The organism is Pseudomonas sp. H1_A03 (assembly GCF_054685145.1).
Genome location: NZ_CP162829.1, coordinates 4627309 through 4643359, shown reverse-complemented (window position 1 = coordinate 4643359; position 16051 = coordinate 4627309). Strand labels below are relative to the sequence as shown.

Below are 16051 nucleotides of genomic sequence, written 5' to 3'. Positions count from 1 at the left end.
GTGCGCGACTTCGCTGTTGACCTTGGAGGCGTTCTGCAGATTGGCGGAAGCGGCGCCGATATGCTGGATCAGTTGGCGAATCGCCGCGAGAAACTTGTTGAACCAACCGGCCAGTTCGGCGGTTTCATCCTTGCCCTGCACCTGCAGTTCGTGGCGCAAGTCACCTTCACCCTCGGCGATGGACTGCAAGCCCGTGCTGACCTGGCCGATGGGCTTGACGATGACCTTGGAAAACGCTGCGGCAATCAATCCGAAGATCAGTACCAGCACGCCGACGATGATCGCGGTGAGGTAGGTCATGCGCGTGGCTTCAGCCATGACTTCACGCTGCTCGATCAACCCGATGTAGCGCCAGCCAAGGCTGGGGGAGGTCCACACGTTGGCCATGTAGCGCACGCCGTCGATGACCACTTCGGTGGAGCCTTGCGGTGTGTTGGCGAGTTGCGCATAGGCGGCGCCCAGGTCTTTGAGCGGTTTGAAGCTGTGGGCGGCGTCGCGCGGGTCAACCAGCACCACGCCGTCTTCGATCAGCATCACGTAGCCGCTTTCACCCAGCTTGATGCTCTTGACCAGCTCGGTGAGGTTTTTCAATGAGACGCTGACTACAAACACGCCCTTGGCTTTGCCGTTATCCAACAGCGCCCGCGCGGTGCCGACCAATGCCACATCGTCTTTGTCGTAATAGTAGGCGGGCGTACGGACGGTCTTGCCGGGGCTGGCCATGGCCGCTTTGTACCAGGGGCGCGTGCGCGGGTCGTACTTGGACAGTTGCGGGTCATCCGGCCATTTGGCATAGGTGCCATCTTCCAGGCCGATGGACAGGATCGCCGCCGCTGGGTGCGTGGCGCCAAAGCGCGCGAATCGGTCGATGACGGCTTGCGCCTCGGCCGGCATGGGCTGGCTGGCCGCGTCGGCGGGCTGGTAGTTTTTCAGCGTGTTAACTGATGTGTATACAGGATCGGTGGCCATTTGATCGACGTTCTGCAGGGTGCCGTCGAAGAACTGGCGGATATTGCCATCAATCTGACGGATCTCCCGGGTGCTGCCATCGATAAACTGATCCACCGCCTGGGTCCGCGTGTTCATGACCGAGATCACAGCCACCAGGCTTACCGGTATAAACGCAACAGAGACGAATGCCAGTACCAGCTTATTTTTTATTTTCATCGAGACGACCATCAGCGTAGAGGGCGGCCAAATCGTCGTCTCCATCAAAAAAGCGCGGCGATTTGCTATCACTGATGTTTCGGCCCGGCTGCGATAAAACTTTAGGGTTTTTTGTACACAATACAAATTGCTTATTGTTCTGTATCCAATCAATACACATCACGCAGATAACGCTTCTGTTCACTCAACTGCCGCCAGTAATCCACGGCGGCTTCCACGCCAAGTCCTCCGTGGGTTTGCGCGACCTGACGCAGCGCCTGGTCGACGTCTTTGGCCATATGGCTGGCGTCGCCGCAGATGTACAGCTTGGCGCCGTCCTGCAGCCATCGCCAGAGCTCGGCGCCCTGTTCGCGGATGCGGTCCTGCACGTAGACCTTCTGCGGCTGGTCGCGGGAGAACGCCAGGCTCAAGTGAGTGAGCAAGCCGTCGCGTTGCATGCCTTGCAGTTCGTCCTGGTAGTAGAAATCGCTGGCCGCGTGCTGTTCGCCAAAAAACAGCCAATTACGGCCCTGATGCCCCAAGGCGCGGCGTTCCTGCAAAAACGCGCGGAACGGCGCGACGCCGGTGCCTGGCCCGATCATGATCATCGGCACGTCGCCATCGCTGGGTGTGCGGAAGTGTTTGGACGGCTGCACGAACAACGGCACTTCAGCGTCGCCCGCGCGGTCGGCGAGGAAGGTCGAGGACACGCCTTTGCGCTTGCCATAGCGCACGGCGGCCACCGTGAGGTGCACTTCCTGCGGGTAAGCCTTGGCACTCGAGGCAATCGAATACAAGCGTGGCTGCAGGCGCTTGAGGGTGCCCAGCAGTTCGTCCGCGGAGCAATCGATCGGGTATGCCTGCAGCACGTCCGCCAGTTGCCGGCCCCACAGCCAGTCATTCAGTTCGGCCTTGTGCTCGGGGTTGAGCAAGTGTTTGAGGCCTGGGTTGGCGCTGCGCTCGGCGATGAAGGCCAAGGTGTCGCTGCTCGGCCGGGCGATTTCGAAGTGCTGGGTGAGCGCCTGTTGCAGCGGCACATCACCGAAGGTATCGATGTTCACGCAAGTGCTCGCACTCAGGCGGGTGAGGTCGAGCAGTTCGCTGACCAGTTCAGGGCAGTTACGCGGCCGTACCCCGAGGGCATCACCGGCTTCATAGGTGAGCCCGGAGTCAGCCAGGTCCAAGGCAAACTGGCGGGTTTCCTTGTGGGCACTGTGAGGGTTCAGGTGCCGGTTGAGCAGCAGCCGTGACCCATACAGCTTGGTTTTACCGGCTGGCGTGGCCGGCGCTACGGGCTTTGCCGGATTGAGGGTGTGTTGGAACCGCACCAGCCAGGCATCGGCGCGTTCCTCGAATTCGGTGTCGCAGTCGACACGCTCCAGCAGGCGGGTGGCGCCCAATTCCAGCAAGCGCTGGTCGAGTCGCTTGCCGTGGTTGCAGAACTGGTCGTAATTGGGATCGCCCAGGGCCAGCACCGCAAAGCGCAGGGATTCCAGGCGCATTTCAGCGGTGCTGAGGCTGTGCCAGAAACCTTCGCCGTTGTCCGGTGGGTCGCCGTCGCCAAAGGTGCTGCTGATCAGCGCGAGGGTGTGAGTGCTCGCCAGTTTGCTCGCGGGGAAGTCCGCCATCGCGCTCAGTTCCACCGTGATTCCAGCGTCCCGCAGGCGTTTGGCAAAACGCTCGGCCAAGGCTTCGGCGTTGCCGGTTTGCGACGCCCACAGCAGGGTGACTGCCGGGGAGGGCGCTGCGATGGCGTCTGTACGACTGAACAAACCGCCAAGCAGGCCGTCCAGCCACAGCCTGGATTCCCTTGCCAATGGCGCATTCGCCGGCATCGTCGGTACACCGCCAGCCTGGCGCGCGGCGGATTGCAGGCCACTGAGGAAACCGGCGAGATAGGTGCGCTCACTGTCGCTCAATGGCGGCGGCGATAGATGACGGATGCCGACGATGTCGGCGAAGGCGTTAAGGCGCGACAAGGTGCTGTCCTCTGGTTCGGGAGCGTGGAGGTCCAGAAACTGGTGATCGATCAGTTCGACCCGGGCCAGGGCGACGGCGCAGAACTTGAACGCCGGCTGAAGCGAAATCGGGTCCACGGCGTCATGGGTCACGGCGTTGATCGCCAAGTTTTCACCAAACACATCGTTCCAATGAAACGGCGCAAAGCAGTTGCCCGGCCGCACACGGTCGGTGACCACGGCAGGCAGTACGGCGCGGCCACGTTGTGAGCGTATTTCAACCCGGTCCTTGTCCTTGATACCCAGGCGGGCGGCGTCTTCGGGATGTAGTTCCACGAAGGGCCCGGGGTTGAGTTTGTTCAACGTGACGACCTTGCCGGTCTTGGTCAGCGTGTGCCATTGGTGCTGCACGCGGCCGGTGTTCAGCACGAAGGGAAACGCCTCATCTGGCATTTCCGCTGGCGGCATATGGGGACGGGCGAGGAACTGGGCTTTGTCGTTTTCAGTGGCGAAAGTGAGTGTGCCGCCCTTCACGTAGCGGATCGGGTTACGGTCTGCCGCATCGTCTGATGCGCAGGGCCATTGCAGCGGCTTGTCACGCAGGCGCGGGTAGCTCGCGCCACGAATGTCATAGCCGGTCTTGGGGTTCCAGGCGCGTTTGATCTCTTCAAAGACGTCGGCGGCGGACGCATAGGTGAAGGCCTCGGCGAAGCCCATCTCACACGCGACCCTGGCGATGATCTGCCAGTCGGGCAGGGCCTCGCCGGGGGGGCGACGGCTTTTTGCATCAGGGTCAGGTTGCGCTCGGAGTTGATCATCACCCCTTCGGCCTCGGCCCACAGCGCGCCAGGCAAAAGGATGTCGGCGTAGCGGTTGGTCTCGGTGTCGAGGAAAGCGTCCTGGGTGATCACCAGCTCGGCGGTTTGCAGGCCTTTGATGACGGTTTGCCGGTTAGGCACGCTGGCCACCGGGTTGGTGCAGATAATCCAGCAGGCTTTGATCTGTCCAGCCGCCATCTGCTCGAACATCGCCACGGTGCCGCCGCCGGCCTGGCGTGGCAGGCTGTCGTGGGGGATTTGCCACAGGTCCTCGATAAAGGCGCGGTCGGCCTCGACCAGCACCGAACGTTGCCCTGGCAGGCCGGGGCCCATGTAGCCCATTTCGCGCCCGCCCATGGCGTTGGGTTGCCCGGTCAGGGAAAACGGTCCGCTGCCCGGGCGGCAGATGGCACCCGTGGCCAGGTGCAGGTTGCACAGGGCATTGGTGTTCCAGGTGCCGTGGGTGCTCTGGTTGAGGCCCATGGTCCAGCAACTCATCCACTCGGCAGCCTGGCCGATCCAGTCGGCGGCTTGGCGGATATCGGCTTCGGCAAGGCCGGTTATGGCTGCGACCCGGTCTGGCGAGTAATCCTCCAGAAACGCGGGCATCGCCTCCCAGCCCTCGGTGAAGGCCGCGATAAAGGCAGGGTCGGTGTGGCCGTTCTTGACCAGCAGGTGCAACAGGCCATTGAGCAAGGCGAGGTCGGTGCCGGGCGCTATCGGCAGGAACAGGTGGGCCTTGTCCGCCGTGGCACTGCGTCGGGGGTCGACCACGATCAGCTCTCGCGCCGGCCTTGACCCGGTCCATCATGCGCAGGAACAGAATCGGGTGGCAGTCGGCCATGTTCGCGCCGATCACGAAGAACAGCTCGGCACGGTCGAAGTCCTCATAGGAACCCGGTGGCCCGTCGGAGCCAAGCGACAGTTTGTAGCCGCTGCCCGCGCTGGCCATGCACAGGCGCGAGTTGGATTCGATGTTGGGGGTACGCACGAAGCCCTTGGCCAATTTGTTGATCAGGTATTGGGATTCCAGCGACATCTGGCCCGACACGTAGAAGGCCAGCGCATCCGGCCCGTGGGTATCGAGGGTGTGGCGCAAGCGGGCAGCGGTTTCGCTGATGGCCTTATCCATGGCAATGCGCACCGGGTCGTGATCGCGTGCCTGGCGCACGTAGGCATTTTCCATGCGGCCGGAGTCGGCGATGGCTTGGCCGCAGGTGGTGCCCTTGGTGCACAGGCGGCCGAAGTTGGTGGGGTGGGCCTTGTCGCCGATCACCTTGACCACTTTGTTGTGCTCGACCTGCATGACGATGCCGCAGCCCACGCCACAATAAGGGCACACGCTGCGCACGTTTTGGTTTGCCATCCGTAACCCCGTAAACAAAAAAGGCGCCTTGTAACCCTCCGTTGAAAACGGGGATTACACGGCGCCTTTGTCGTGAGAGAGCAATCAGCGTTGATTGCCTGGTTGAAGTATTCCTAGCAAGTCACGCGCCAGGTTTTTCATCTGGCTGTAGTGAGCGGGCTTGCCCCGCGCTGGGTGGCGCAGCCGCCCCAAACCAGGCGACCTAGTTCTAGCTGGATATCGGCGGTGTCTCTACTGGGGGCGGCTTTGCAACCCAGCGCGGGGCAAGCCCGCTCACTACAAAAGCGGTCGGAGTGCACATTTATGAAGCGTGGCGCACCAGTGAGAGGCGCTGAGCGAGGTGTTCGGCGCAGTTAGCTGATGCCAGGGGCCAGTGCATTAGGCTGTCCGACTATTTGGCACAGACCCTGCAAGCTCCCCCCTCAACCCACCTCGGTCAACGACGATCGACACCCTTGGGCAATAGCGGTAAATCCGGCGCAGTCGCCCGATCCGAACCCGCATAAGAACAGGCAAAGACGCCTGGAACCGCAAGGTTTCAGGCGTTTTTTTTTGCTTTTTTAAACCGTGATGAGCTTTGTCGGGTGATTTATATGAACAGTCTCAAAACCCTGATCGTCGTCGGCAATGGCATGGTCGGTCACCATTGTGTGGCGCAACTGATCGAACGCGGCGCGCTGGATCACTACCGTTTGCATGTGTTCAGCGAGGAGCCGATGCGCGCCTATGACCGGGTGCATCTGTCCGAATATTTCACCGGCCGCGATGCCGAGTCGCTGGCACTGTCCGAAGCCTCGCTGTACCAGACCCCGGGCGTGACCTTGCACCTGGGCGTGCCTGTATTGGAGATCGACCGCGCCCGCTGCGAGGTGATCACCGCCGACGGCTGCGTGGCCTATGACAAGCTGGTGTTGGCCACCGGTTCCTATCCATTTGTGCCGCCCATCGAAGGCGCTGAAGGCGATTCGCGGCTGGTGTATCGCACGCTTGAGGACCTGGATGCGATTCGCAAGGCGGCCGCCAATGCGCGGCGCGGCGTGGTAGTGGGCGGCGGCCTGCTCGGTCTGGAAGCCGCCAACGCGCTGAAAAGCCTGGGGCTTGAAGCGCACGTAGTGGAGTTCGCGCCGCGCTTGATGCCGGTGCAACTCGACGATTTTGGCGGCCTCGCGCTCAAGGCGCAGATCGAGCGGCTGGGCGTCGGTGTGCACCTGTCCCGTGCTACCCAGTCGATCAGCGCGGGCGCGGAGTATCGCTACCGCATGAACTTTGCCAACGACGAATTCCTGGAAACCGACCTGATCGTGTTCTCCGCTGGTATCCGCGCCCAGGACGCGCTGGCGCGCCAGGCCGGCCTGGAAATCGGCCCGCGCGGCGGTGTGGTGATCAACGATGAATGCCTGAGCATCGACCCGAATATCTACGCGATTGGCGAGTGCGCGTCCTGGAACGGCAGTCTGTTCGGCCTCGTCGCGCCGGGCTATCAGATGGCCCGAGGCGTTGCTGCGCTGCTCTGCGAGCAAACCGCCGAGCCGTTTGTGGGCGCCGACATGTCGACCAAACTCAAGTTGCTCGGTGTGGACGTGGGTTCCATCGGCGATGCCCATGCCCACACGCCCGGCGCACGCAGCTACCAGTTTATCGACGAAGCCAGCGCCAGTTACCGGCGCCTGGTGGTGGATGCTTCGGGCAAGCATGTGATTGGTGCTGTACTGGTGGGCGATAACAGCTACTACGACACCTTGCTGCAATACATGCAGAACAGCATCACGTTGCCGTCCGAGCCTGCCAGCCTGATCCTGCCATCGTCCAGCGGTGCACCCACCCTGGGCCCCGGTGCGTTGCCAGAGTCGGCGACCGTGTGCTCCTGCCATAACGTGACCAAAGGGTCGATCTGCTCAGCCATCGACGGCGGCTGCAGCGACCTCGGCCTGCTCAAAGCCCAGACCAAGGCCTGCACCGGTTGCGGTGGCTGCGCCGGGTTGCTCAAGCAGGTGTTCGAGCATGAGCTGATCGCCCGTGGCGTCAGCGTCGACAAAAGCCTGTGCGAACACTTCGCCTACACCCGCCAGGAGCTGTACGCCTTGGTGCGTGTGGAAGGCATCATCACGTTTGACGAACTGCTCGCCAAACACGGCCGTGGCCACACCGGTTGCGATGTGTGCAAGCCGGCAGTCGGCTCGATCCTGGCGTCGTGCTGGAACCAGCCAATCATGGACGCGTCCCTGGTGCCGTTGCAGGACACCAACGATACATTCATGGCCAACATGCAGAAGAACGGCACCTACTCGGTGGTACCACGCATCCCGGGGGGTGAGATCACTGCAGAAAAACTCATTGTGATCGGCGAAGTGGCGAAGAAATACGACCTCTACACCAAGATCACCGGCGGCCAGCGCATCGACCTGTTTGGCGCGCAGCTGCACGAACTGCCGGACATTTGGGGTGAACTGATTGCCGCCGGCTTTGAAACCGGGCATGCCTATGGCAAGTCCACGCGTACGGTGAAGTCCTGCGTGGGCAGCACCTGGTGCCGCTACGGCGTGCAGGACAGCGTGAAAATGGCGCTGCTGATCGAGGATCGCTACAAAGGCCTGCGCTCGCCTCACAAGCTTAAGTTCGCGGTATCCGGCTGCACGCGAGAATGCGCCGAAGCCCAGAGCAAGGACGTCGGCGTGATCGCCACCGAGAAGGGCTGGAACCTCTACATCGCTGGCAACGGTGGTATGCGTCCACGCCATGCAGAGCTGTTCGCCACTGACCTGGACGATGCCACGCTGATCCGCTACATCGACCGTTTCCTGATGTTCTACATCCGCACCGCCGACAAATTGCAGCGCACTTCGGTATGGCGCGAAAGCCTCGAAGGCGGCCTGGATTTCCTCAAGGATGTGATCCTTGAAGACAGCCTGGGCCTGGGCGCTGAGCTCGAAGCGCAGATGCAACTGGTGGTCGACCGCTACGAATGCGAGTGGGCCAACGCCCTCGCGGACCCGGAAAAACTCAAGCGCTTCCGCACCTTCGTCAACGACAAACGCCCGGACCCGGACATTCACTTTGTTCAGGAACGCGGCCAGCGCCGGCCGATTATGGCCGCTGAACTCAACCTGATTCCGGTCATCGAGGAGATTGCGTGATGAGCCAACCCGTCTGGAAAACCGTGTGCAACGAGCAAGACCTGGTGACCAACTCCGGCGTGGTGGTGTGGTTGGACGGCGCGCAAGTGGCGCTGTTCTACCTGCCGGATGCGCAAGACCAGACGCTGTATGCCATTGACAACCACGACCCGGAATCGGGCGCGAATGTGATCGGTCGTGGTTTGATCGGCAGTATCAAGGGCGACTTGGTGGTGGCCGCGCCGATCTACAAGCAGCATTACCGCCTGCAGGATGGGCAATGCCTGGAAGAGCCAAACCAGCGCCTGCGCGTGTGGCCGGTGCGGCTCAACGGTGGGGTGGTGGAGGTGGGGGTAGGTTGAGCAACGGTGGGAGCTGTCGAGCTCCCGCGAGGCTGCGATGGGGTCACCTCGGTGTACCTGCTGAACCGCAGCGTCTGCATCGCAGCCTCGCCAGGGCTCGACAACTCCCACATCGTCCTGCTCTGTTTTGAAGACAGCATTCCTTGACTGAACCCGATCAAAGCAATGTGTGGCCTCAGGAGATATCCTTCGTTGCACGCACCGAATCATCCTTGATGTCCTCGGCAAACTTGCGCATCAGCCGCACCAAGTTGTCGAAGTCGCCTTCGTCCCACGTGGAGAAGATCGACACGCCGATCTTCTCGCGCGCTTCGTCCACGCGGTCGGTCATGACCTTGCCTTTCTCAGTGATCACCGACTCGCGCACGCGTCGATCAAGCGTGCTCTCTTGGCGCAGGATCAGGCCGAGGCTTTCCAGTTTCGCCACCTGCCGGCTCACGGTGGTGTAGTCACGGCCTACGCGGTCGGCCAGTTCGACCACGCCAATCGGGCCCAGCCGCTCCACCAGCACCAGCAGCGGAAACAGTGCGCGGTCCAGGGAAATCCCGGCCTCGCGCACCATGGCTTCGTCGCGTTGCGGGCGGTTCATCACGCCCATGATTTCCACGAGTGAACCATGCAGGTCGCGCAGTTGGGCGGATATATGTGCGTTTTGCACATTTTTAATTGACACGGTGTTGGCCTCTCTTAATATGTGCGTATTGCACATATAGGTGTTCCATATGAAAGCGCAATTCGCTGTCGATGTACTGATTTGCGGTGCCGGTGCCGCCGGCCTGACCCTGGCAATTGACCTGGCAAGAAGGGGTATCACCTTCCGCCTGATCGAAAAAAGCACCCAGCCGTTCCATGGCTCTCGCGGCAAGGGTATCCAGCCAAGGTCCCTGGAAGTCTTCGAAGACCTGGGGATTCTCAACCGCCTAGTGGCCGTGGGGGGAGTCTATCCGACTGACCGGCGCTACCGCGACGATGGCAGCTACAGCGAAGCCGATTTAGTGGCGCATAAAGCCCCGACACCGGCCGAGCCCTATCAACAACCGTTGATGGTGCCGCAGTTTTTGACCGAGCGTGTGATGCGCGAGCGCCTGCTCGAACTGGGCCACCAGCCTGAGTTTGGGTGTGAGTTGGTCGGGTTCGAGCAGGATGCCGAGGGCGTTACCGCACAGCTTGTGAGCAAGTCGGGCGACGACAGCGTTCGTGCGCGTTGGCTGGTGGGGGCGGATGGCGGTCGCAGTTTTGTGCGGCATGCGCTGGAGATTGGCTTCCCCGGCAAGACCCTTGGCGTACGCGCCCTGGTAGCGGATGTGGTGCTGACCGGCCTTACGCGTGATGCATGGCACCGCTTTGGCGACGGTGATCAGCAGCGCCAAATTGCCGTATGCCCATTGGCCGGCACCGACCTGTTCCAGATCCAGGGGCCGATCCCCGTCGATGTCGACATCGACTTCAGCGCCGAAGGGCTTACGGCCATCATTGCCGAACGCACCGGGCGCGACGATATCCACGTGCATTCCGTGTCCTGGGCATCGGCCTACACCATGAATGCGCGATTGGCCGACCGATACCGCGCAGGTCGGGTGTTGCTGGTGGGTGACGCCGCCCACATCCATCCGCCTACCGGTGGCCAGGGCCTCAATACCAGTGTGCAGGACGCCTACAACCTCGGCTGGAAGCTGGCGGCGGTGGTGCAGGGCGCGCCTGAAGGGTTGCTCGACACCTACGAGGAGGAGCGCCGGCCGATTGCTGCATCCGTACTTGGGCTGTCGACCCAATTGCTCGCAGAGTTGAAGAATGGCGACCTGCGGCGGGGTAGGGAAGTGCACCAGTTGGATATCGGCTACCCGCAGTCCTCGCTGGCGTTGGAACATTCCGAACGCCGCGGCGTTTCAGCGGGTGACCGGGCGCTGGATGCGCCGATACGTGGCGCGGCTGGCCAGCCCTTGCGGCTGTTCGATCTTTTCCGGGGCGTGCAGTGGACGTTGCTGGGCTATGGCGTAAGACGTGGGCTGGTACAGGCGCGGCCCGGTGTGCATGTCCATGTATTCGGATCAGAGGGCGACGTGATCGACGACCAAGGGCATTTCCAGCGTGCCTACGACTTGGCGATCGGTGATTGGCTGCTGGTACGCCCTGATGGGTACATTGGTGCGATCGTTGCGTCAGAGCATCTGGAGAAACTGGTGGCCTACCTGTCGCAGGTGAGCCCCCAGCCCATCATGCCGGAATAAGCCCTGCGTCCTGATAGCTCTGGACGAGTTCGTCGTACAGGCCGATATCGATGCGCGTACGAGCAATCAACTGCGCGCCCGCGATGGCGGTGTAGATGGCGCGGGCGCGCCGCTCGTTGTCAGCGGCACTGCCGTTGCCGATGTCCGTGAGAACTGCTGCGAGCCACGCCACGTTGGTATCGGCAAACGCGAGCACCTCTTTCTTCACGTCTTCGGGCAAGTCCTGGTACTCGGCCGCCATGAAGCTGGACAAGCACAACCGGTTGCCGTCTTCGAGCGATTTTCGAAAGATGCTCGGGTAGATCCGCATGCATTGCAGCGGATCGGGGTTTTCCGCTCGAATGGCCTCAAGGGCGCTGGCAGTGTCTTGCCAGTAACGCTTGGCAACGGCTGCGCCGAGGTCGGCCTTACTGGGGAAGTGGTAATAGATACTTGCGTTCTTGATCCCCACCGTTTCGCCGATGCTGCGGAAATTGATGCCGCTGTAGCCGAAATGCTGGGCGGCGATTTTGGCAGCTTCCAGGATGGCTTCTCGGGCGTTTTCGCTCACGTTTAGGTCCTCGGGCTGTAGGGGGGAGTGGACGCATTCTACGCTTAAACATTTTTACCTGCCAACTGGCAGGTAGCTATTGACAGCTCGAATTGTGGCGTTCAATCTTTACCTACCACTTGACAGGTAGGCGACCGACTCATGACCACGCAACAGCAACATTCCGCTGTGTCCCACCCTCCAATGATGAAAATTTATGACTGGTACAACGGTCCCTATCCGGCGCGCGTGCGAATTGCATTAGCCGAGAAAGGCCTGCTGCCCAGGGTAGAGTTCGTGTCGGTCAACCTTTGGAAAGGGGAACACAAGCAGCCCGCGTTTCTTGCCCTCAACTACTCCGGGACGTTACCGGTGTTGCAGCTTGACGATGGCACGCTCATCGCTGAATGCACTGCAATTACTCAGTACCTGGATGTACTGGATGGCACGCCGACATTGTCCGGCAGGACGCCGGTCGAGCAAGGCCTGATCCACATGATGACCAAACGCGCAGAAATCGAGCTGATGGATGCGGTCAGCGTGTACTTCCATCATGCGACGCCAGGGCTTGGGCCGGAGGTTGAACTTTATCAAAATGCAGAGTGGGGCCTGCGCATGCGCGACAAGGCTGTACGAGGGATGCGCTACTTCGATGGCATTCTCAAATCCCAGCCCTATGTCGCGGGCGATGAGTTTTCCATGGCGGACATTGCCGTACTGGGCGGCATGATCTTTGCCGCGCTGGTTGACCTGCCAGTGCCGGCCGAATGTGAAGCGTTGCTCGCTTGGCACGCCAAGGTGAATGAGCGGGCTAGCGTTCAGGCGTGGCGAGCAATGGTCGCGCAGCCTCGCTAGACGCGATGGCTTGCACGGCTGCTGTCAGCCCGGCTGTTGCACTGGTGAGAGGCTGCGGGCCGGACCTGACAATGTCGGCCGCTGCGCTCATGGACGCCTGGGCCAACGCAACCACCGACGCACCAGCTTCGTAGGCGCGTTCGGCGGCGTTGGCGACGGTCTTGAGGTAAGCGTCAATGTCCCCCGCCTTGAATAGAAGCCATGCACCCGGAACCAGCTGTACATCAACCACTGCGTTTGATTGCTGAGCGGCCTTGTGAAATAGCCGCGTGGTGGGTTCGAGGGTTGTCTCGATAGCGCAAAGCACGACGATCTTGCCGCCGTGGCGAAGCGCCGTACCGGCCAAGGCTTCATCTGCTCTCAAAATCGGCACCTGAATATCGGGTGCGGTTCTGTCAATGGATGGACCCAAGGTCGAGCAGGTGAGCACCACAGCATCAGCATGCCGGGCGAGGGCAATCAGTGCGAGTGCAGTTGACTCGGCAATGTCCTCGGTCAGGCGACCCGCGAGTTCCGCGTCAGCCAGCAGATCTGCACGCACCTCATGGTGGATCACGCCAGGCTCGATACCCAACGCCTTCGCGGCCGTGTCAAACACGTCGATATTGCTGGCGGCGGTGTGAAGGCAGGCTATTCGAAAAAGGTTTGCCTTGGCGATCGTTGCCCTACCGAGGTGAGTCACAAAGCCTCCAGAAACAGACAGGATGAAATCGGCGGCGCGCTGACAGAGGTCTGCGTTGGAGGAGCGGATATCCAGCGTCAGAGGGGCAGTCGAGACCGGGTCAATATCAATCCGCTCGTTTGGGTAACTGCGCAGTATTAGCGTCAACTCTGTCCAGTGTCGATCCTCGGGGGTACTGCAATCACCGTCAGAGTCGATGTTACAGCCGGCTCCCCACAGATGTTCGGCGATGCTATGGAAATCGGGTAGCAGGCATGCCGGTGTGATCTTGATTGAATAGTGCGAGGGCATGGGGCGGTGCATCCTGTTCATAACTGGGCTTACGGTTTTATCCGGCGGTAATGGTCGCACAAGCCAGACGGTCTGACCTGTGACGGCCAAGGGTACCTACACAACTTTCAAAGGCCGAAAAATCTCCTTGTAGTGAGCGGGCTTGCCCCGCGCTGGGCCGCGAAGCGACCCTAAGTCCTGGCATCGCGCTTTACTTGAAGAAACTAGGCGGCCTTTTTGGGGCGGCTTCGCAGCCCAGCGCGGGGCAAGCCCGCTCACTACAGGTTTCTTCTGCGCGCTCAAAGCTCCCACCTTCGACTTGCATCGCTCTGAAGGTGGCGTTTCCAGGCTGAACCCCATGACGGTCATCGCGCTACGTTTCACGGTTAATATGCCGCCTGCTTTCACCCTCATAAAGGACTCGGTATGCCGCTCATCACGGAACGCGTAGCACAGGCCCGCAACGGCGCCAACGACAAGGTCATCTGCCGTATGGCCTCGGGCTGGGCGGTGATGGGCGACGTGCAGTTTCTACCCGGTTACTGCCTTTTATTGCCTGATCCGGTGGTTGCCAGCCTGAACGAGCTGGATATCGAGGCCCGCACCACCTACCTGCTGGACATGGCCCGCCTCGGCGACGCAGTGCTGAAAGCTACCGGGGCATTGCGCATGAATTACGAGATTCTGGGTAACTCGGAGCCTGAGCTGCACTGCCATATTTTCCCGCGCTACGCCACGGAGCCGGATGACAAGCGCAGGATGCCGGCTTGGTTTTATGACTGGAAAAACGCGGTGCCCTATGCCGAGGACCAGCATGGAGCGCTGCGTAAAGCGATTGCGCGATTATTGGATGGCTCAGCGCCAAACGAGGCACTGTAAAAGCCGAATCGACTGCACATAAGGCTCAGGTAATGGCAGACCACCACTGGTGGTCTGCCGATGAGTTGCGCTCAACACAAGAAACGCTATGCCCGGAGTCGCGGCTTGAAATGCTTCAGGACGCGTGAGTCCCCAGACCTGCGCCTACTGGGTGTGAAAAAAACGTTCGGGACGGCAAGGATCAAGTGCAGTGCAAGGCCTGCCGTCGATGATCTCCTCACTGGCCAGCCGACCCACTACGGCCGCCAGCACCACACCGGGGTGCATGGCACACACGTAGACACCGCCGACGCTTGGCAGGTAGCCGATGATCGGGATGCCATCCAATGGGACAGGACGAAGCCCCACGCAGGCTAGTTGTGGCGCCAGCGAACCGAGCCCGCTGAGTTGGTTTTCGATGACTCTGGCCGTTTGCCGTGCGATCACTGACGGGTGGTTCTGCGCCGCGTCGTCCCGATAGTCTTCCGCCGCCAATAGCGTGCCATCGGCAGTTTGCCGCACCTCCATGTCGGCGTTGGCAATCAGGGTACGTACGGCGCCAGGTTGCGCCGCATAGCGAATAAAAATAGACGGCGAGGCTTCCACCGGAAGGGGCGTGCCCAACATGCCAGTCAGTGCCTTTATGCCGGTTCCCGCGGCAAGCACGACCACATCGGCGTCCAGGGTTCGCAATGGGGTTTCAACACCGGTCATTTGGTCGCTGACGGCTCTGAAGGCGACCACCCGAGTCTGCGTCAGCACCGTCGCGCCACGGTCCTTGGCTGCTGCCACCAGCGCGTGGGTTGCTTGTACTGCGTCCAACGCGCCTTCCTCGGCTTTGAACAAAGCCTGGGCAGGGGGATTTTTCAACTGCGGCTCGAGTTCGAGTATCTGCGAACCTGTCACCTGCGTTGCCGTGGACGCATGACTCGAACTATGCAGCGCTTCATCGGTGCCTGCGCCGTAACACAGCGCACCTGTCCATTGGATCTTCAGCTCGGGCAGTTCCTTTTCCAAACGGTGGTAATCGCCGATGGCTGCGCCGCGCAGGAGGGCGATCGGGTCAGGTGCCGCGCGTGAAGTGTTGAGCCAGGCGAATGAAGTCGCCGTCACGCCCGACGCAATGTCTTGCGCTTCAACGAGGGTGACATTGGCGCCTTTGCTCGCCAAATGATAAGCCAACGAGGCGCCAACGATACCCGCGCCTATCACCACCACTCGCTTGCCGGTAGCGTTATCCCTATTCATAGCCCGCCCAGGATTACGGAGGCGTCCACAACCTTGGCATAGTCCATCGCCAGGTTACTCAGCGACAACGCATGCACATCCTCCGCCGGCCACAGCCGTCCGGATAAATCAGTCTGATCAAACGTATAACAAGCATCCGCCACCACGCTCACAGCAAAACCCAGGTTGCCGCCGGAGCGCGCCGTGGCTTCGACGGAATTGTTGGTGATCACGCCGACGATCACCAACTGCCGGATCGAGCGTGCATGCAGCCAGCGCTCCAGCCCCGTAGCCGTGAAGGCATCCGGAACGTTCTTCTCCACCACATGCTCATGCGCCAGCGGTTGCAGCGCGGGCTGGAACTCACAGCCCGGCTGGCCCGGCCAGAATACCGAGTCGGGTGAGCGGGAAATGTGCCGGATGTGGACGACGGGACGGTTGGATTGCCGCCACGCGCTCAACAAACGCTGTATCTGCACTTCGGCGTCGAGGTTATTGCGACGCCCCAGCTTCGGCTGGTTCATGCCTTGCTGCATATCGATGATCAGCAGTGCAGCGTTGGTTGCTGGCGGTTCCATGACACGTCCCTTTACTCGTGAGGTTCGAAACATAACAGCCAATGTGGGCATCCAGACAGCG

At 61.1% G+C, this 16051-nt stretch carries 10 protein-coding genes and 2 pseudogenes; 5 read left to right on the top strand and 7 right to left on the bottom strand.

The window, feature by feature from the left end; genetic code table 11:
- Positions 1 to 84: 84 nt before the first annotated feature.
- Positions 85 to 1086, bottom strand: a pseudogene (locus tag AB4O35_RS21640) (cache domain-containing protein); the annotation flags it as partial.
- Between the two features lie 230 nt (positions 1087 to 1316).
- A pseudogene (locus tag AB4O35_RS21635) lies at positions 1317 to 5288 on the bottom strand (molybdopterin-dependent oxidoreductase).
- A 593-nt stretch (positions 5289 to 5881) separates the two neighbouring features.
- On the opposite strand from AB4O35_RS21635, the gene nirB reads away from it, so the two are divergent.
- The gene (gene nirB / locus AB4O35_RS21630) at positions 5882 to 8422 is read left to right on the top strand and encodes a nitrite reductase large subunit NirB (RefSeq protein WP_065872903.1); all 2541 of its coding nucleotides are present in this window, start codon (positions 5882 to 5884) and stop codon (positions 8420 to 8422) included.
- Positions 8422 to 8763, top strand: coding sequence for a nitrite reductase small subunit NirD (gene nirD, locus AB4O35_RS21625; protein ID WP_065945431.1), 342 nt, complete (start codon positions 8422 to 8424; stop codon positions 8761 to 8763). The genes nirB and nirD overlap by 1 nt, the downstream gene beginning before the upstream one ends.
- 175 nt (positions 8764 to 8938) lie before the next feature.
- Here nirD and AB4O35_RS21620 read toward each other — a convergent pair whose 3' ends face one another.
- Positions 8939 to 9436, bottom strand: coding sequence for a MarR family winged helix-turn-helix transcriptional regulator (locus tag AB4O35_RS21620; RefSeq protein ID WP_225930634.1), 498 nt, complete (start codon positions 9434 to 9436; stop codon positions 8939 to 8941).
- A gap of 49 nt (positions 9437 to 9485) precedes the next feature.
- Here AB4O35_RS21620 and AB4O35_RS21615 point away from each other — a divergent pair, with 49 nt between their 5' ends.
- Positions 9486 to 10991 (top strand): FAD-dependent oxidoreductase, encoded by a 1506-nt coding sequence (locus AB4O35_RS21615; RefSeq protein WP_065945432.1) that lies wholly within the window; start codon positions 9486 to 9488, stop codon positions 10989 to 10991.
- Here AB4O35_RS21615 and AB4O35_RS21610 read toward each other — a convergent pair.
- Complete coding sequence (locus tag AB4O35_RS21610; protein ID WP_065880623.1) at positions 10978 to 11541, bottom strand: TetR/AcrR family transcriptional regulator; 564 nt, start codon at positions 11539 to 11541, stop codon at positions 10978 to 10980. The two genes, AB4O35_RS21615 and AB4O35_RS21610, sit on opposite strands and share 14 nt — an antisense overlap.
- Before the next feature lie 141 nt (positions 11542 to 11682).
- Between AB4O35_RS21610 and AB4O35_RS21605 the strand changes: the two genes are divergently transcribed.
- Entirely contained in the window at positions 11683 to 12375 is a 693-nt protein-coding gene (locus tag AB4O35_RS21605) for a glutathione S-transferase (protein ID WP_065890903.1), read from the top strand.
- Here the strand turns inward: AB4O35_RS21605 and AB4O35_RS21600 are convergent.
- On the bottom strand, positions 12332 to 13348 hold the full coding sequence (locus AB4O35_RS21600; protein ID WP_225930633.1) for an aspartate/glutamate racemase family protein: 1017 nt from the start codon (positions 13346 to 13348) through the stop codon (positions 12332 to 12334). The two genes, AB4O35_RS21605 and AB4O35_RS21600, sit on opposite strands and share 44 nt — an antisense overlap.
- 405 nt (positions 13349 to 13753) lie before the next feature.
- On the opposite strand from AB4O35_RS21600, the gene AB4O35_RS21595 reads away from it, so the two are divergent.
- Entirely contained in the window at positions 13754 to 14206 is a 453-nt protein-coding gene (locus AB4O35_RS21595) for an HIT family protein (RefSeq protein ID WP_065880621.1), read from the top strand.
- 144 nt (positions 14207 to 14350) lie between these two features.
- Here AB4O35_RS21595 and AB4O35_RS21590 read toward each other — a convergent pair whose 3' ends face one another.
- The gene (locus tag AB4O35_RS21590; RefSeq protein WP_065945433.1) at positions 14351 to 15433 is read right to left on the bottom strand and encodes an NAD(P)/FAD-dependent oxidoreductase; all 1083 of its coding nucleotides are present in this window, start codon (positions 15431 to 15433) and stop codon (positions 14351 to 14353) included.
- Positions 15430 to 15990: a cysteine hydrolase family protein gene (locus AB4O35_RS21585; RefSeq protein WP_065872908.1), complete on the bottom strand. Its 561-nt coding sequence runs from the start codon at positions 15988 to 15990 to the stop codon at positions 15430 to 15432. The genes AB4O35_RS21590 and AB4O35_RS21585 overlap by 4 nt, the downstream gene beginning before the upstream one ends.
- Positions 15991 to 16051: the final 61 nt, after the last annotated feature.